Here is a 17,549-nt window from a genome sequence, read left to right on the forward strand (position 1 = left end):
CGGATGGCTTCCAACGCCACCTTCGCCTTGAACTCCGCCGTATAGCGTTTGCGTTTAGTCATTTCAGGTCGGTCCCTCATCAGTCGCTAAAGCTTAGCAACTGGTCCGAAACTCCGCGACCGCCTCTGACTTGTTCACCGCGCCTTTTCGAACCGTGACTCATGCTATCTGTCGGAATCAATGGTTTCAGAGTCTAACCTGACCGCGGGCCGATCAAGCAGATCGGCCCCTTCGATGTCACTTGGCAAACCGGTGCTGCGATCGGATCAACTCGCGACGGCAAGTGCCTTTTTGGGGTCATAGAACGGGATCGGCGCAACGACACCGCCGCGTGTTTCGCCAAGTTTGTCGACTGTTACCTCGGTGCCGATATCCGTATGGCCGACGTCCAGCATTGCGAGGGCGATGTTCTTTGCCAGCCGCGGAGAATAGACAGCCGACGTGATCGTGCCAATCTGCACGCCATCCTTCAGGACCGGCCAGAAGAAATCGTTGACGCCCTCGAAAGGAACGCCTTCGATCTCAATACCTGTCAGCCGCTGCTTGACACCTTTTTCCTTGATCCGTTTCAGCGCCTCCTTGCCAACGAAGTCGGCCTCCATGTCAAGATTGACAAGACGGTCCAGGTTCAACTCGTAGGGGTTGTTCGCGAGGGTCATGTCGGCGTGGTAAGACAGCATGCCTGCCTCGATTCTGCGAATGCTGGAGGTGTGGCCGGGTCTGAGACCCATCGGGTAACCGACATCCAGAATATGCTCCCAAAGCCGGCTGCCAGCGGAGCCGTCACGCAGATAGATCTCGTAGCCCAGTTCGCTCGTCCAGCCCGTGCGCGAAATGATCAGGGGAACCCCGTACCAATCGTATTCCATGAAACGGAAATATTTCAGTTCTGTCGGCTTGAAGCCAAAGGCCTTGCGCAGGATATCGCGCGATTTGGGACCTTGAAGCTGCAAAGGTGACACATCGGGTTCGGACAATTCGACATCCATCCCGGCATTCACCGCGACGCCCCGCGCCCACAGGAGAACATCGCTGTCCGCGATCGACAGCCAGAAATGATCCTCGGCCAACTTGAGCAGGATCGGGTCGTTGATGATACCGCCATGCTGATCGGTGAGCACCACGTATTTGCATTGCCCGACCTCGCAGGTCGAAAGGTCACGCGCGCACAAATACTGGGTGAAGCGGGCCGCATCCGGGCCCGTGATCTCGACCTGGCGCTCCACCGACACATCCGCAAGGGTCGCGTGGTTGATCAGGCTCCAGAAGTTCTGTTCCGGATCTCCGAAATCGCGGGGGATATACATGTGGTTGTACACTGAAAAGCCCTTGGCCCCCCAGCGCAGCGCGGCGTCGGAATATGGGGATTTCCGGACTTGGGTGCCAAAGCTGAAATGTGCGAATTCTAGTTCATGTGCCATGATATGTATCCAGTCTGGGGTAAGGGGTCAGCCTTTTGAGCGGACCAGATCACGTAGCTCGTTCTTGCGGATTTTGCCTGTAGAGGTTTTCGGAAGTTCGCCAAAGACCACCTTCTTGGGCCGCATGTATCCTGCCAGGCGCTCTCTTGCGTGCGCCAGCAAGTCGTCTTCGGTTGCTTCCCCCGACAGCTCGACAAAGGCGCAGGGCACTTCGCCCCATTTTTCATCGGGCAAGGCGACAACCGCCGCGAGGCTGACGGCCGGATGGGAATAAAGCGCTTTTTCCACCTCGATCGAGGAGATGTTTTCACCCCCCGAAATGATGATGTCCTTTGAGCGGTCCCGAATCTCGATGTAGCCATCTGCGTGCTGCACCGCGATGTCGCCCGACCAGAACCAGCCGTCCTTGAAGGCCTTGGCGGTTTCCTCGGGGGCTTTCAGATAGCCTTTCATGACGATGTTGCCGCGAAACACGATTTCGCCCAGGGTTTCGCCGTCCCATGGCACCGGGGTGCCGGTGTCGGGATCGAGCACCAGCACGTCCTCCTCAAGCTCGTAGGCGACGCCCTGACGCGCTTTCATCTCGGCCTGCTGCTCGGGTGACAGCGCGCCCCATCCGGGTTTTTCCGCGCAAACGACGGCAGGGCCGTACACCTCGGTCAGGCCGTAGACATGTGTAATCGAGATACCCATCGCCTCCATCCCTTCGATCACGCTGGCGGGGGGGGGCGCGGCGGCGGTCATCATCTTGATCTTCTGCGGAAAATCGCGCTTTTCCGCTGCACCGGAAATCATCGACATGATGATCGGTGCCCCACAGAGATGCGTCACGCCATGATCTGCGAAGGCGTCATAGATCGCGTCGGCGCGGGGCGCGCGCAGGAACACATGCGTTCCCGCAAGCATGGTGATGGTCCAGGGAAAGCACCATCCGTTGCAGTGAAACAAGGGCAGCGTCCAGAGATAGACCGGATGATGCGGCATTTCCCAGGTTACAACGTTGTTGACCGCGTTGGTCCATGCTCCACGGTGCGAGTAGACCACGCCCTTGGGCCGCCCCGTGGTCCCGGAGGTGTAGTTGAGCGCCAGCGCATCCCACTCATCGTCCGGCAGCGCATAGGCGAAGTCGGGATCGCCCTCTGACAGAAGTGCGTCATATGTGAGCGCACCTATCCTGTTGCCCCCCGGCCCTTCGCTGTCTTCGATGTCGACGATCAGAAGATCACGCCCCGATTGTGCAACAGCTTCGGCGGCCATGGCCGAACACTCGGTATCGACCAAAAGGACCTTCGCTTCGCCGTGTTCGAGAATATAAGCGATCGTTCCGGCATCGAGCCGCGTGTTGTTCGCGTTCAGAACGGCGCCGATCATCGGCAGCGCCAGCGCACATTCAAGCGCCTCGGGGATGTTCGGTGCGATCAGGGCAACCGTGTCGCCCTTGCCGATCCCGCGCCTCGCCATCGCCGAGGCAAGCCGTTTGCAACGCGCCGCGACCTCGCCCCAGTTTCGCCGGATCGATCCATGTACCTGCGCGGGCAATTCCGGATGCACGCGCTCCACGCGTTTGAGCATCGACACCGGCGACAGCGCCGTATGATTGGCGGCAACGCGTGCCAGTTCCGGGCCGTCGAACGTCTTCATTTGCCTGTCCATTCTGGCATCGGTTCCTTGCGCGTGAAGGCGTTGATCCCGGCCACGGTATCCTCGGCCATCATGTTTTCCGCCATCACGCGACCGGCATAGGAATAGGCCTCTTCCAGCGGCATCTCGGCCTGTTCGTAAAAACCGCGCTTGCCGATCTTGACGGCGGCCGGAGATTTATCCGCGATAATTCGCGCCATTTGCATCGTCGTGTCCTCGACTTCGGCCAGCGGCACGACGCGGTTCACCAGACCCATTTCGGCGACCCGCGCGGCGGGCAGAAATTCCCCAAGCAGCAGCATTTCCATTGCCATCTTGCGCGGCACGTTGCGCGACAGGGCAACCATCGGGGTCGAGCAGAACAGCCCGATATTCACTCCGGATGTTGCGAATGTCGCATCCTCTGCTGCCACCGCCAGGTCGCAAGAGGCCACAAGCTGGCAGCCTGCCGCCGTGGCAATGCCCTTGACCTCTGCGATCACCGGCTGAGGCAGATGCACAACGCGCAGCATCATTGCCGAGCACTTGGCGAAGAGGTCCTGGAAATACTGGAAGCCCCCGTCGTCATCCGCCCGGCGCGCCGTCATTTCCTTGAGATTGTGACCGGCGCAAAAATGTTTGCAGCCGCTGCGCAGGATCACGGCCTTTACGCTGCGGTCGTCCGCGATCGTGTCGAAGGTCCGTGACAGCGCGTCCAGCATCTCCTCTGACAGTGCATTGATGGATTTGGGAGCGTTCAGCGTCAGAATGGCAATGCCATCCTGGTCCGAACGCAGGATCAGCTGATCGTTTTCCAAAGTTCCGTCCATAACTCTCTCCAATGTGCCCCGGCCCTGTCCGGTGGCGTCAGCCTGCCCAGGTCAGATAGCCAGGTCGAGACGCGGCTTCCAGAAGGGGCGAAACAGTTCGATCTTGGGGCAGCGGTTCATCACCACTTTCAGCCCCGCGTCTTCCGCCAGTTTCGCGGCATCATCATCATAGACGCCAATTTGCCCCCACAAGACCTTTGCGCCGATCGCGATTGCCTGTTCGGTGATGGCGTAAAGCTCTTCCCTGGGGCGGAAGACCTCGACCATGTCAACGGGACGGTCGATCTCTTGAAGCGAATGCACCACCGGGATCCCGCGAATCTCGGTCAGGTTCGGATTAGGATTTACCGGGATCATATCATATCCGGTCTCGTGAAGCACACGCAGCACGCCATAGCTGAACTTGGTCTTGTCTGCGCTGGCCCCGACCATGGCGATCGTGCTCACCGATTTCAGGATATCAGAGAGGTAACGCTGGTCGTAATCGTAGCGGTCATCAAGCGCTGTTGCGGGCATTTTAACGTTCCTTGGGTGTGGCGATGTCCGCCTTCAGCTCATGCGGCTCCAGCGGATCGAGGAAGGGGTTGCGGTAAAGCTGGCCGTGACTCTCGACGCCGATTTCGAGCGTCAGGTCGCTTGTCGGGCGCGCGACGCAGAGCAGGACATAGCCGTTGTTGATCTGACGGTTGTTCAGCGCCACCTGGCGGCGTTGATCGACTTCGCCGGACGTCAGCCTGGCCGCGCAGGTGATGCACCCGCCGTATTTACAGCCATATGGCAGATCGACGCCCTGCTCGCGCAGGGTGTCGAGCAGGGGCCTGCGCGCCTCGACCGTGTAGGTCGCATCGCCACGGTTGGCGATTGTGATGCGACAGGTCTCGGTCACAGCCAGATATCGCTGGTGCAGTCGCCACCGGGGTAACGGGTCTCGTGGCAGCGGCTTGGACCATTGGGCTCCTGGCCGAAATCGACGATGAAATCGGGGTTGATCTTCATGCCGCCGTTTTCGACATCGCAATCGATCATCACCATGACACCACCTTGCTCACGGATCTCGGGGTAGAACTGGTTGTCCCAGGTGCTGAACAGAGACGTCGTGACATAGAGCCGCTTGCCATCAAGACTTAGCTGATACATCTGCGGCCCGCCCGCGACCTTGACACCGTTGACCTCGGGGGCCTTTCCCAGCAAGCCGCCCATCCAGACCTGCCCGGTAAGCACCGGATTGTGGGGGTCCTCGATGTTATACTGGCGCATGTCGCCATGCAGCCAATTGTTCAGGTAAAGGTACTTGTCATCCATCGACACCAGGATCGCGCTCATCACGCCGGGCACGGGGATCGGCCACTCGGGATGTGGCTCGTTTTCCACGTCGATGATCTTTTCCCATTCCCACTTGCCCGCCTCTGACTTCCAGAAATGGATCACGTTGGCCGACAGGGCCGCGCCGCAGAAGCCATGCGTGCTGTCGGGGTCATGGTGGAACTTGACCTCTAGCGGGATCAGACCGTCTTCGCCCAGATACATCGTCTCGACCGGCTCGCGCTTTTCGAAATCCCAGATGTGCAGGCGCCGACCATACTTGAGGTGCCCCACTTCTTCCAGATCGAAGCCCGGCATGAAGGTGTTTGGCGCGGCCCATTCGGACGAGACCATGACGTTGTGGCGCGGTTGATACCAGAAGTCATAGCCGAAGGGGATGTCGCCCATGGAGTTTTCCCACCGGCCCACGATCTCGAAATCCTTATCGAGATGCAGGTAGCCGCCGGGCGCTTCACCCTGAGCATCGCCGAGAAAGGAGATAATGATTTCGCTTCCGAGGCAGTGCACGGTGTGCGGACCACTTAGGTTGGTCTTCGATTTGATCTCGGCCCCGTCAATCACCTTGTGCAGACGCGGCGCAAAGGGGTCGGTGGCGGTGTCGATGACGTGGATGTTGTTTGACCGAACCCCCGGCACCAGGAGGTATTTGCGCGACATGCCCGTGTCATCGTGGCACGAGGAGCAGGCGTTCCAGCCCATGTGGTGCAGCTCATCGCCGATGCCCGGCATCTCGAGCCGGTGAACGACCTGGCTGTAAGTCGGGCTGTCAGGATCGGCATCAACAGTCGCCAGGTAATCCGGCTTCTGAATCCCGGTCCCTGTATAAATGGCGATCGTGTAAAGCAGCTTTTCGCGGGGGGCCTTGATGGCCTCGGCCGGGCTTGCATACCCCGGACCGCAACATGCGCCGTCCATCATCACACTCCTCCCTTGCGATAACGTTTCGATTCTCGTAATTCGATAATTAGATTCTCGCAAGGTAAAAAATATGCATCTTGAACGCATAATAGGCATCCTGGAAATCGTGGGGCAGTTGGAGGAGGCAAGTGTGGCCGAGATCTGCGCTCATATGGACCTGCCAAAGCCATCCGCCTACAGGCTGGTACAGGATTTGGTCAGCGTCGGTCTGCTGGAACCCGTCACGCGCGGACAGTTCGCCATCGGCACCCGCCTGAAGCGGATAACCCACAGCGACCATTCGGACCGCGCGTTGCTGGACTTGATGGCACCCCCACTAAAACAAGCCGCCACGGAATTCGGAGCTGCGTTTTTCCTCTCGCGGCTGCGCGGCAAGACCGTGGAAATCATCCATGTCGAGACACCGGAAACAGGGGTATCCTACCTTCATCCGGGGTTGGGAAAGCGCCCCTTGCACGCCTGCTCCTGCTCGAAGGCGGTTGCCGCCTTTTCGCCCGATCTCTTCGTGACCGGCGAAATGGAAGGCCGGTTGCGCGCCTACACCGAATTCACCTTGACCAACGTGCATGACCTCGAAGCGGAATTCGACACGATCCGGCGCCGCGGCTTCGCGGAATGCGTCGAAGAAATCGAACGGGGATTGTGCTCGGTCGCGGCGCCGCTTGCACAAAGCGGACCCGGGGCCACGATGTCGATCGGCGCAGCCGGTTCAGTGCGTGTGTTCACGTCAGCTTTCCGCGAAATGCTGGGCCCGCAGATCGTTCAGATCGCACAAGAGATTGCACCAAACCTCGGCTGGGAGGCCAGCCCGGACATAAGAGCCAGGGCGGGCGCCTGACGTAAGGGGACCGTCGCTTTGTTCGGTTGATGCCGCCAGAAGCACGCAGCACCGCCGTCGACTTTTTCGACGTTACGACGTCAACCTGTCGCCCAAACGTTCCAACATCCCCAGGCACTTCGACATCTGGTCGAGCGATACGAATTCATCCGCCTTGTGCGCCTGTTCGATTGAGCCGGGGCCACAAACCACCACGTCGGTGCCGAGCGCCTGGAACAGGCCCGCTTCGGTTCCGAAGGCGACCAAGTCACTGCTGTTTGCGCCGGTAAGATCGCTGACGATCCGGCGGGCCTCATTTTCGTCGGTGGGGAAAAGGCCGATGACCTCTCCGATGACTTCTGTCGTGATCGACGCCTCCGGGTAAACGGCCTGCATTTTCGGCAGCAGCTCTGCCTCGCAAAACGCACGCAGGTTTTCCTTGACAAATTCCGCGTCTGACAACTGAACCGGGCGCATTTCCCATTCGACATGGGCGGACGGTGCGATCACGTTATGCGCAACGCCGCCAACAAGGGCGCCCAAGTTCACGGTTGTCCAAGGCGGATCAAACGGGCAATCGGCCGGGGCGCGGGCACGCAGGGCATCCTTGAGACCCAGAAGATGGTGCACGTAGCGCACGGCATATTCGACCGCGTTCACCCCATGATCGGGGTTGGACCCGTGCCCGGCCAGCCCCTCGAACCGTGTGGTATATTCATTGCATCCCTTGTGCCCATCGATGATGCGCATCTCGGTGGGCTCCCCGATGATCGCGATTCCGGGGGTCAGGCTCCGTTCGCTGAGGTGTTCGACAAGATGGCGCGCGCCAAGGCACCCGACCTCTTCGTCATACGTGAAGGCGAAATGCACAGGGCGGTCGCCGACGCGGTCCGCGAAATGCGGGGCCATGGCAAGTGTTGCCGCGATGAACCCCTTCATATCGCAGGCTCCGCGGCCATAGAGCCGCCCATCCACCGCCCCCATCCGAAACGGATCGCGGGTCCAGGGCTGGTCGGCGACGGGCACCACATCACTGTGACCGGACAGAAGAATGCCGCCGTCGCGATCGGGACCAAGCGTTGCGAAAAGATTGGCCTTTGTTCCGCAGGGCGATGACATGACCTCACAGCGCGCACCGGCATCTTCCAGCAGACCGGCCATGTGCAGGATCATGTCGAAATTACTGTCAGCGGACATCGTCGGATAGGCGATCAGATCGCCGAGGATTTCCGTGCTGCGCTCAAGATACCCCACGGCTTTAGTCCTTTACGAAGAGCTTGCGTTCCACATTGCAGAGCGTTTCGGCCACTCCGTCTTCCGTGATCAGGATGGTCTCGGTTGTCTCCAGACCCCAACTGTCCATCCAAAGCGCAGGCATGAAGTGAAACGTCATGCCCGGTTGCAGAACGGTCATGTCCTCGCTTCGGATGGAGGCTGTGCGTTCGCCCCAGTCGGGCGGGTAACTCAGACCGATGGGATATCCACAGCGTCCGTTGCGTTCGATGCCGTGCTTCTGACACACATCGATAAAGGCGTTGGCGATATCGCAGGTCCGGTTGCCGGCGCGCGCCGCTTCGACCCCAGCTTCGATTCCCTCCAGCTGCGCCTTTTCAGCGTCCAGAAGGGCCTGCGGCGGCGTCCCCAGATAAACGGTCCGGCACAGCGGCGCATGGTAGCGGCGGTAGCAGCCGGACAATTCGAAGAACGTCGCCTCGCCTTCGCGCATCGGATCGCCGTTCCACGTGAGGTGCGCAGCCGTCGCATCGAGGCCGGACGGGGTCAGCGGCACGATCGCCGGGTAGTCGCCCCAGATGTCGTCCACCCCGGTGATCCCTGCGTGAAAAATTTCGGCCACGAGTTCGTTCTTGCGCACACCGGGTGCAGCCTTTTCGATGGCGATCCCGAGAATCTTTTCGGAGATCCGCGCCGCGTTGCGGATGAAAACGACCTCTTCCTCTGACTTGATCAGGCGCTGCCAGTTCACCAGCGACATGGCATCCATGATCGTGGCTTCGGGCAATTCCGCGCAAAGCACCTCGTGGGCCTTGGCGGAATAGTAGTAATTCTCCATCTCCACGCCGATCCGGGACGTCTCCAGCCCCAGGTCCCGGAAATGTCCCGCCAGATCTTCCATGGGGTGTTGCAGCGTCGACTGCACGAAGTGGTCGGAATAGCCATGGATATTGTCCTCGGACATCCAGCACGTGCGCGCCGCGCCGACCGCATCCATGTTCCGGCCCCACCAGATAGGCTCGCCCTCCATCTGGATGATCACACCCTGATGCACGTAAAAGGACCACCCGTCATACCCAGTCAGCCAGGCCTGGTTCGACGGGTCGGTCACAAAAATCGCGTCAAGCCCTGCGCGCTGCATCGCTTCGCGCGTCAAGGCCAGGCGGCGGTCATATTCCATCTCGCTGAAGGGGGCGTGTCCCTGTGGCATGAATGATCCTAACTACGGTGGGTCTGGTATGATGGGCCCATCTGGACTACGTGTGCCGCAGACTGGATCTGACACTGGGCAGAATTCTTGAGAGGTTCAAGAGATTTCAGCCCACCGCTCATAACACCTGCCATCGGCAGAACTTACGGAGGCCGCGATGCTACGGAATGATCAACTCGATCAATGGGATCGGGACAACTTCTTTCATCCCTCGACACACCTCGCCCAGCACGCGCGCGGCGAAAGCCCGAACCGGGTGATCCGGACCGCATCTGGCGTGTTCATCGAGGATCGGGACGGCAATCGCATGCTGGATGCATTTGCCGGACTCTATTGCGTCAATGTGGGCTATGGCCGCCAGGAAATCGCGAAGGCGATTGCCGATCAGGCCCGCGAACTGGCGTATTACCATTCCTATGTCGGGCATGGCACCGAAGCGTCGATCACCCTGTCCAAGATGATCCTCGACCGGGCGCCGTCCAACATGTCCAAGGTCTATTTCGGGCTTGGCGGTTCGGATGCGAACGAAACCAACGTCAAGCTTGTCTGGTATTACAACAACATCCTTGGCCGTCCGAAAAAGAAAAAGATCATCTCGCGGTGGCGCGGGTATCACGGCTCGGGGCTTGTCACCGGATCGCTCACCGGGCTGGAGCTGTTCCACAAGAAATTCGACCTGCCTGTGGAGCAGGTGATCCACACCACCGCGCCGTATTACTACCGGCGCGGAAACCTCGATCAGACGGAGGCACAATTTGTCGCGCAATGCGTGCAGGATCTGGAAGACCTGATCGAACGTGAAGGGGCCGACACGATCGGCGCCTTTATCGGGGAACCGATGCTCGGCACCGGCGGCATCGTACCGCCCCCCGAAGGATATTGGGCCGCGATCCAGGCGGTATTGAAAAAACACGACATCCTGCTGATCGCAGATGAGGTCGTGACCGGTTTTGGCCGTCTTGGCACGATGTTCGGATCCGAGCACTACGGCATCGAGCCGGACATCATCACCATCGCCAAGGGCCTCACGTCGGCCTATGCGCCGCTGTCCGGGTCCATTGTCTCGGACAAGGTCTGGTCTGTCCTGGAACAGGGAACGGACGAGAACGGCCCCATTGGTCATGGCTGGACCTATTCCGCCCACCCGATCGGGGCCGCGGCCGGGGTTGCCAACCTCAAGCTGATCGACGAACTCGATCTGGTGTCAAACGCAGCCGATGTCGGGGCTTATCTCAATGCCGCGATGGCGGACGCGCTGGCCGATCATCCTCATGTCGGAGAGGTCCGCGGCGAAGGCATGATCTGTGCCGTGGAATTCGTCAAGGACAAGGATAATCGCGCATTCTTCGATCCGGCAGACAAGGTTGGCGCGCAATTGTCCGGCAAGCTGCTCGAGCAGGACAAGATCATCGCGCGCGCCATGCCTCAAGGCGATATCCTTGGCTTTGCGCCGCCCTTCTGCCTGAGCCGCGAAGAGGCGGACCAAGTGGTCGCCGGGACCCTGCGGGCGGTCAAGGCTGTGCTCGGATAAGCGTCGTCCGAATGCGATGGGACATCTTGGACCCTACCTGATCGGAATCGATGGCGGCGGGACCGGCTGCCGCGCCGCCATCAGTGATCGCGCGGGAAACATTCTCGGGTCCGCCAATGGCGGACCTGCGAACTACACCAGCGATCCTGACGGGACTGTGCGCAATCTGATCGGGGCGCTTGGATCGGCGGCACGGAATGCGGGGCTGGATCTGCCAGAGCTGGCCAATGTGCCGGCGCATGTCGGCCTTGCCGGGATCGTGTCACCCGAGACCGCACGCGCACTGGCCGCAAAACTGCCCTTGCTTCGCTGCACCGTGACTGACGATCAGGTCACCACCGTCTTCGGAGCTTTGGGCGACAGAAACGGCGTTGTAATCTCGGTCGGAACCGGTTCCTTCATTGCGGTCAAACGCGGGGCTAACATCCGGCACATCGGTGGTTGGGGCCTGCAGCTTGGAGATCAGGCATCCGGCGCCTGGCTGGGCCGAAAGGCGTTGCAACGCTGCGCCTTGACCCGCGATGGCTTGGCGCAAAACTCCGGGCTGACCACTCGGATCTGGCAAGATTTCAACAACGATCCGGCAAAACTGATTGCCTTTGCCCAATCCGCGACGCCGGCTGACTTTGCGACCTACGCAACGGAGGTGATGGCCGCGGCGACGCAGGCCGATTCACAGGCAATCGAGATTGTAGCCGAAGCGACGGCGTATTTGTCGCTATGTCTTGAAACAACGGGATTTTCGAAGGAAGATCACCTGTGCCTGACGGGGGGATTAGGGCCGCTCTTTGCACAATGGCTGCCGCGCACGGCCCAAAACCGATTGACGGGGCCACGCGGCACCGCGCTTGACGGGGCATTGGCCCTGGCTCGACAGATGGTACCCTAGCGCGTGTCACCAAAGAGGTCACGCATCAGAACCGACCCCGTCAGCGTTTCTCCAAACAGGATCAAGAGAATGCCAGCCACCACCCAGATGCACCCCGAAATTGAAAAGGTCGCAGGTGCGGTCGACCGGCTCTTGTCCCACGGGGCCAGGGCCAACATGGATGCGCCGCGCCACCTGAACCAAGCCACGGAAAACCCATGACCCGCCGCGCCCTTGTCGGAGCAGATATATTCGACGGCCGGACCCTGTACGAAGACCATGCGCTGCTCCTGGACGGGAATGTGTTTGTCGGGGTCGTACCTATTGCCAAGGCGCCCGCCAAATACGTCCGGCAGGAGGTGAGCGCCGGGGTCCTCATGCCGGGCTTTGTCGACCTGCAAGTCAATGGCGGCGGCGGTATCCTTTTCAACGAGGAAACCACGGTCGATGGGCTGCGCCGCATCGCGATGGCCCATGCCACCACTGGCACACGCGCCTTGCTGCCCACGCTGATCACCGACACATGTGACAAGACCCGGGCCGCGATCGACACCGTGGACGACGCGATCGCGAAAGGCGTGGCCGGCATCATGGGACTACACCTCGAAGGCCCACATATCGCACAGGCCCGCAAGGGGGCGCATGCGCCCGAGCTGATCCGCCCCATGACCGATGCCGACGAGGCGCTGCTTTGCGACGCCGCGCAACGGCTTCCAAACCTCATGGTCACACTCGCGCCGGAAACCGTCGCGCCGGAACGGATCGCGCGCTTGACCAAAGCCGGGGTGATCGTCTCGCTCGGTCATTCAGACTGCACCTGTGACCAAGCCGCGGCGGCAATCGATGCCGGGGCGCGCTGCGTCACCCATCTGTTCAACGCGATGAGTCAACTGGGCAGCCGCGAACCCGGCTTGGTCGGTGCGGCACTCGACCATGGCAGCCTGCATGCCGGGCTGATCGCCGATGCAGTTCATGTTCATCCCCGCACGATACGCGCGGCGATGGCGGCCAAGACCGGCCCCGGCGCGATTTTCCTCGTCAGCGATGCAATGGCGACAGCGGGATCGGAGATCACCGAATTTCAACTGAACGAACGACGGGTGCTGCGCCGCGATGGACGCCTGACGCTGAGCGACGGCACATTGGCCGGGGCGGATCTGGACCTGTCGTCGGCGGTCGCTATGCTCATCAACCGCGTCGGCATCAAGCCGGAAATCGCATGTGCCATGGCCAGTTCGGGCCCTGCGCAGGTTTTGCGGTCCGCATCGGAATACGGCGTCTTTGCCGAGGACCGGCATTGGGCGGGCATCCATCTCGACCCGAGCTTTCGGTATGATGCAAAGACCACTGCCGCACTCTGCGAGACGGTCTAATTGTCAGGCAGTGCGTCCAATGCGTCGACTTTTTCCGACACTTGTGACACCGCGTCCAGAACGGATGGAACGCCGCAAACCCAGGCCACCGAGCTATGCAGCACCGGAAACGCGGCCAAGGCAGGATGCGTCGCCATTTCCTCGGATTGCGAAAACCCTCCGAACGGCTGCGCCCCGATCAAAAGGTCGGGCTGATGCAGGATGACCTGCTCCAGGGACACGGTGCCGTTGCCCTGAATCCCAAGCTCCACCGACAGGTTGCGCGCACCGCCGGCCACAAGGATATCATGGCTGAGCGTTCCGGCCCCGAGCGAAAACCCGTTCGGCAAAAAGAAGGCTGCCAACGGCGCATCCTCTGCCGGTGGGGGCAAGCGCGCCAGATCGGTCTCGAACTGCGCGGCAATCGCCTCTGCTTTGTCGGACTGATTCAGCACCTGACCCATTTTCCGGATCTCGTCGGGGATATCTGACAGGGCCGAGGTGATCGGGAACGTCTCCACCTTGATCGAAATCGACTCCAGCATCCGCAAAAAGGCCGGATCGTTGAATGCCCCCGCAACCACGACATCGGGGTTTTGCATGGCTATCGTCTCGGATTGGGCGTTGTTGGTGGAATAGTTCACCGCTTCCTGCGCCATGACAGATGTTCGCGGATCAACGGATAGCGGGCTGAGCGAGACGATTTGTTCCGGTTCGGCCAACAGCAGCACGAGCTGATCGGTGCAGACATTCACCGATACAACCCGGGGCAAATCGGATGCTCCGGCCCCCGAAGGGACCAGCGCAGAAATCAACAGCGCCAGACCGCGCCACATCGCCTAGAACGAGGTTTCGACACCAAAGCGGATGGTCCGCTCTGGCGCATTGAAGCCGCGCACGGTCTGGTAGGACGCGTCGGCCACATTGTCGATCACACCGTATACCGACGCGGTTTCGGTGATGTCATAGCGGGCGGACACATCCCAAACCGTAAAATCGTCAAGCCGGGTCGGTGTTCCGGCCCCATCAAGGCTGTCAGCCGCGCGGGTCATGTTCACACCGAGTTGCAGCCGATCTGTCACATCGGCTTCGAGCGCGAGTGACAGGTCATGCCGTGGCACACGCACCACACGCTCTCCGTCGTTCTCGGCATCGGTCAGAGTGTAGGCGCCGGCCAGACGCACATGATCCGTGATTGCGTAGCTCCCACTCAGCTCGAACCCCCGCGTCGTCGTGGTGCCATCGGTCTGGATGTAGCATCCGAAGCTTTGCGACGGAAGACAATCGGGCGACGCGCCAAAGCCGATCAGGTCCTCGATCTCGGACCAGAACGCGGTTGCCTTGACGGTCGCGCGATCTCCGTAGGAATGCTCGATCCCAAGATCGAAGCTCAGGCTTTCTTCCGGGTCGAGCGCGACCGAACCCGCATACGGACCGAACCTTTCGTAAAGCGATGGTGCCCGATACCCGGTTCCCAAGGATGTGCGCAGTATCGTTGCGTCGTTGATCCGATAGGACAACGCCGCGCGCCCGGACAGCTGTCCGTCGAAATCCGAATACTCGTCGTAGCGCAGGGTCAGCGAAAGCTCCATTGCATCGATCGGAGTGGCCTTCATCTCGGCAAAGGCGGCCGAATTCGACGCGTCATAGTCATCGCCATCCAGTTCCGCCCGTTCCTCGGTCCAATCCGCCCCAAACGCAAACGACACGGACGATGATACATCGCCCCGCGCCAGATACGCCACCGTATCGCGCGCGCCAAGGAATTCCCGGGTGAAGCCTCCGGCATCGAACCGGTCGATCTCGTACCGGCTGAAGGAAAGGTCATGCGACCAGCCCCCGGTTTCGACCTCTCCGAACACCCGCACCCCGCGGCGTGTCTCGTCGCTTTCGCCGGTCGGGTCGGTGGTGGAGCGATCAAATTCGGTTGTGCCGTCCGACCAGAACCCATTGGCGCCGACCCGGATCGCGTCACTGACCTGATACGCGGCGTAAAGCGTCACATTGCTTTGGGTGAACCCATCGTTCTCATCGTCGGTGTCGCGCGCCGAAAACCCTTCCGAGGTCACGCGGCCAAGGCTCAGGGCCAGTTCTGCGCGGTCGTCCAGGTACCCGAGACTCAGGGTCGCCGCGCGGGTCTCATTGCTGCCCAGCTCGGCCTTTGCCCTGCCCGAAACCCCGGACTTGGCGGGCCGCCAGCTTTGCAGCTCGACCGCTCCCGCGATCGCGTCGGAGCCGTAGATGGCAGATTGCGTGCCCTTGATGACCGCGATCCGGTCCAGCGCGCCAGTGGTCAATGGGCCGAAGTTGAAAGCGGTTTGAACCGAGGACGGATCGGCGATATCGATCCCGTCCAGCCGCACACCTACATACGGGACACCAAGGCCACGAATCCGCACGGATGAAACACTGCCCAGGCCGCCGTTCGCGCTGGCCGACACACCGGGCAATGAGGCAAGCGCCTGTGTCGCACCAAGACCCTCGCGGACAATCGCGTCACGTTCCGCGACGTCGATGATGGCCCCGGTGGTTTCAAGACTTGTCGGAAGCAACCCGCCGAAAACGACAATGTCTTCCAGTTCGACAACAGGCCCACCCAGGTCCTGTGCCGCCAAAACGGAGGGCGCAACAAGAGTGGAACACAAGAGAAGTTTGGTCGTGAGACGTACCATGGCAAAGACCCCGGTCTTTTTCCGGCAAATATGGCCGGATCGGTAACTTTAATCTGGAACGCAAGGCATCCGCAGACGGTGATGGACACCACTGCGGACAGCGCCGCCGCCCTGTCGCACCCCGCGACCGGACTGGGTGTTGGCTTACGGCAGGTCTCCTGACTTGCGGATCATCGCTCTGCTGGCCTTCCCAGTCGCCCAAGGGGTCCCAGTGGCAGTTTCAGCGTCGCTCACCGCTCACAGTTGCGGGGGCAGTCGCGGATTTGCCTCTCGACGCACCGCGTTCCCTTTTCACCGGACGCTGTGACACGCCCAGACCGTAAACACCCTCATGTGCACGTGCGGCCGGTCGCAGGTCAAGCCTTGTCTTTTGGAACGGCTGATGTGGGACATGAGGGGAAACGCTCTTGTTGACGTGTCTACAGCTTTTGCAGCGGCGCGCTGCCGCCGCAGACCCGAACGCTTGGCGCTTACCTGCATCGGCAACGTCTTGGTGCATGTCGCAAAAGACAGATGAAGTGGCCTTTCGCAAGACACTCTCCTGTCATATCCTCGGGTGCTCCGTGATCCGCGTAGCGCAGCATGTAAACGGCCGGTGCACCAGGCATTTGCATGGTCTGCGTCCAGATCACCCTGTATGGATCAAATGCGGTGCCCGGACCACCCGGACGAAGGGGATTGGCTGATGGCCAAAAGAACTGAATTCGCGATCGGAGGCGAGACCGTCGCCCCGGGCACACGCCGGACCATTGATCTTCCGGTCAGCGTCATGTCGGATCATACACCGGCTACCATGTCGGCCCATGTCATCCATGGACGGCGCAAAGGCCCGGTCGTTTTCGTCAGCGCGGGTGTGCACGGGGACGAGATCATCGGTGTCGAGATCGTGCGCCGCCTTCTTGGCATGCCCAACCTGGATCGCCTTCGCGGTACGCTGATCGCGGTGCCGATTGTCAACGCGTTCGGGTTTCTGACGCATTCGCGCTACCTGCCTGACCGGCGCGATTTGAACCGGTGTTTTCCCGGAACCCAAGGCGGGTCCTTGGCCTCGCGGCTGGCGAAATTGTTCATGACCGAAATCGTCGGGCGCAGTGACCTCGGGATCGACCTGCATTCAGCTGCGGTGCATCGGACAAACCTGCCGCAAGTCCGCATATCCCCGGACAACCGGGAAACTTTGCGTCTTGCACGGGCGTTCGGCGCGCCGGTGATCCTGCGCTCACAGCTGCGTGACGGATCATTGCGTGGGGCCGCCAAGGATGCGGGCATTGACGTTTTGCTCTATGAAGCGGGTGAGGCATTGCGTTTTGACGAAATGGCCGTGCGCGCGGGCGTATCGGGAATTTTGCGGGTGTTGAAAGATCAGTCCATGCTGCCCGCCAAGGGCATTTCCAAAGCGCGTCGAAAACCCTTGTTGTCGATATCGAGCCGCTGGATACGGGCACCCCAGGGTGGGCTGTTGCGGTCGTTCAAGTCAGAGGGCGATATGGTCTCGGACGGGGAGACACTGGCCATCGTATCGGATCCGTTCGGCGCGGTGGATATGCCGATTACAACTGAGTGCGCGGGCCTGATCGTCGGCCGCACCGTTTTCCCCAATGTGAATGAAGGCGACGCGCTTTTCCACGTCGCGCAGGTTGCCGACCCTGACGAGGCTGAACAAACCCTCGAACATCTTTCGTCACAACTCGAGGATGATCCGATCTTTGATGAGGACGAGATTATCTGACGGCTGGGTTGAACGGCCATGCTCA

Annotated in this window: 16 protein-coding genes and 1 riboswitch; of the genes, 6 read left to right on the forward strand and 10 right to left on the reverse strand. The window is 60.7% G+C overall.

Annotation, left to right across the window (positions count from 1 at the left end; translation table 11 throughout):
- Window positions 1-266: 266 nt before the first annotated feature.
- From LCF59_RS12025 to LCF59_RS12050, 6 genes are read right to left on the reverse strand one after another with little or no spacing between them, the layout of a single operon-like run.
- Window positions 267-1,421, reverse strand: coding sequence for a glycine cleavage T C-terminal barrel domain-containing protein (locus tag LCF59_RS12025; RefSeq protein ID WP_292287830.1), 1,155 nt, complete (start codon window positions 1,419-1,421; stop codon window positions 267-269).
- A 27-nt stretch (window positions 1,422-1,448) separates the two neighbouring features.
- Window positions 1,449-3,062, reverse strand: coding sequence for an acyl-CoA synthetase (locus tag LCF59_RS12030; RefSeq protein ID WP_292287832.1), 1,614 nt, complete (start codon window positions 3,060-3,062; stop codon window positions 1,449-1,451).
- Window positions 3,059-3,871 carry an enoyl-CoA hydratase gene (locus LCF59_RS12035; protein WP_292287834.1) on the reverse strand — a complete coding sequence of 271 codons (813 nt, stop codon included), beginning with the start codon at window positions 3,869-3,871 and terminating at the stop codon, window positions 3,059-3,061. Before LCF59_RS12035 ends, LCF59_RS12030 begins: the two co-directional genes overlap by 4 nt.
- 51 nt (window positions 3,872-3,922) lie before the next feature.
- A complete protein-coding gene (locus tag LCF59_RS12040) occupies window positions 3,923-4,387 on the reverse strand; it encodes a CoA-binding protein (RefSeq protein WP_292287836.1) in 465 nt (154 codons plus the stop codon).
- 1 nt (window position 4,388) lies between these two features.
- Window positions 4,389-4,757 carry a 2Fe-2S iron-sulfur cluster-binding protein gene (locus LCF59_RS12045; protein WP_292287838.1) on the reverse strand — a complete coding sequence of 123 codons (369 nt, stop codon included), beginning with the start codon at window positions 4,755-4,757 and terminating at the stop codon, window positions 4,389-4,391.
- Window positions 4,754-6,112 carry a selenium-binding family protein gene (locus tag LCF59_RS12050; protein WP_292287841.1) on the reverse strand — a complete coding sequence of 453 codons (1,359 nt, stop codon included), beginning with the start codon at window positions 6,110-6,112 and terminating at the stop codon, window positions 4,754-4,756. Before LCF59_RS12050 ends, LCF59_RS12045 begins: the two co-directional genes overlap by 4 nt.
- A gap of 70 nt (window positions 6,113-6,182) precedes the next feature.
- On the opposite strand from LCF59_RS12050, the gene LCF59_RS12055 reads away from it, so the two are divergent.
- On the forward strand, window positions 6,183-6,950 hold the full coding sequence (locus LCF59_RS12055; RefSeq protein WP_292287843.1) for an IclR family transcriptional regulator: 768 nt from the start codon (window positions 6,183-6,185) through the stop codon (window positions 6,948-6,950).
- A 72-nt stretch (window positions 6,951-7,022) separates the two neighbouring features.
- Here the strand turns inward: LCF59_RS12055 and argE are convergent, their stop codons facing one another.
- Both argE and LCF59_RS12065 read right to left on the reverse strand, forming a co-directional pair.
- Entirely contained in the window at window positions 7,023-8,183 is a 1,161-nt protein-coding gene (gene argE / locus LCF59_RS12060; RefSeq protein WP_292287845.1) for an acetylornithine deacetylase, read from the reverse strand.
- Window positions 8,184-8,187: 4 nt separating this feature from the next.
- Window positions 8,188-9,372, reverse strand: coding sequence for a M24 family metallopeptidase (locus tag LCF59_RS12065; protein WP_292287847.1), 1,185 nt, complete (start codon window positions 9,370-9,372; stop codon window positions 8,188-8,190).
- Window positions 9,373-9,529: 157 nt separating this feature from the next.
- On the opposite strand from LCF59_RS12065, the gene LCF59_RS12070 reads away from it, so the two are divergent.
- The 4 genes from LCF59_RS12070 to nagA all read left to right on the forward strand — a co-directional run bounded on the left by LCF59_RS12070 (window position 9,530) and on the right by nagA (window position 13,144).
- Complete coding sequence (locus tag LCF59_RS12070) at window positions 9,530-10,903, forward strand: aspartate aminotransferase family protein (RefSeq protein WP_292287848.1); 1,374 nt, start codon at window positions 9,530-9,532, stop codon at window positions 10,901-10,903.
- Between the two features lie 16 nt (window positions 10,904-10,919).
- Complete coding sequence (locus LCF59_RS12075; RefSeq protein ID WP_292287850.1) at window positions 10,920-11,792, forward strand: BadF/BadG/BcrA/BcrD ATPase family protein; 873 nt, start codon at window positions 10,920-10,922, stop codon at window positions 11,790-11,792.
- Between the two features lie 69 nt (window positions 11,793-11,861).
- Window positions 11,862-11,993, forward strand: a complete 132-nt coding sequence (locus LCF59_RS12080; RefSeq protein WP_292287852.1) for a hypothetical protein — start codon at window positions 11,862-11,864, stop codon at window positions 11,991-11,993.
- Window positions 11,990-13,144 carry an N-acetylglucosamine-6-phosphate deacetylase gene (nagA, locus tag LCF59_RS12085; protein WP_292287854.1) on the forward strand — a complete coding sequence of 385 codons (1,155 nt, stop codon included), beginning with the start codon at window positions 11,990-11,992 and terminating at the stop codon, window positions 13,142-13,144. Before LCF59_RS12080 ends, nagA begins: the two co-directional genes overlap by 4 nt.
- On the opposite strand, the gene LCF59_RS12090 is transcribed toward nagA, so the two are convergent.
- Window positions 13,141-13,896, reverse strand: a complete 756-nt coding sequence (locus LCF59_RS12090) for an ABC transporter substrate-binding protein (protein ID WP_292287856.1) — start codon at window positions 13,894-13,896, stop codon at window positions 13,141-13,143. The genes nagA and LCF59_RS12090 overlap by 4 nt on opposite strands.
- Window positions 13,897-13,962: 66 nt before the next feature.
- A complete protein-coding gene (locus LCF59_RS12095; protein WP_292287858.1) occupies window positions 13,963-15,795 on the reverse strand; it encodes a TonB-dependent siderophore receptor in 1,833 nt (610 codons plus the stop codon).
- Between the two features lie 130 nt (window positions 15,796-15,925).
- A riboswitch (cobalamin riboswitch) is annotated at window positions 15,926-16,132 on the reverse strand.
- A gap of 348 nt (window positions 16,133-16,480) precedes the next feature.
- Between LCF59_RS12095 and LCF59_RS12100 the strand changes: the two genes are divergently transcribed.
- Window positions 16,481-17,524: a succinylglutamate desuccinylase/aspartoacylase family protein gene (locus LCF59_RS12100; protein ID WP_292287860.1), complete on the forward strand. Its 1,044-nt coding sequence runs from the start codon at window positions 16,481-16,483 to the stop codon at window positions 17,522-17,524.
- Window positions 17,525-17,549 lie beyond the last annotated feature (25 nt).

Origin of the sequence: Marivita sp. (genome assembly GCF_020055675.1) — a bacterium.
Classification (GTDB): domain Bacteria; phylum Pseudomonadota; class Alphaproteobacteria; order Rhodobacterales; family Rhodobacteraceae; genus Marivita.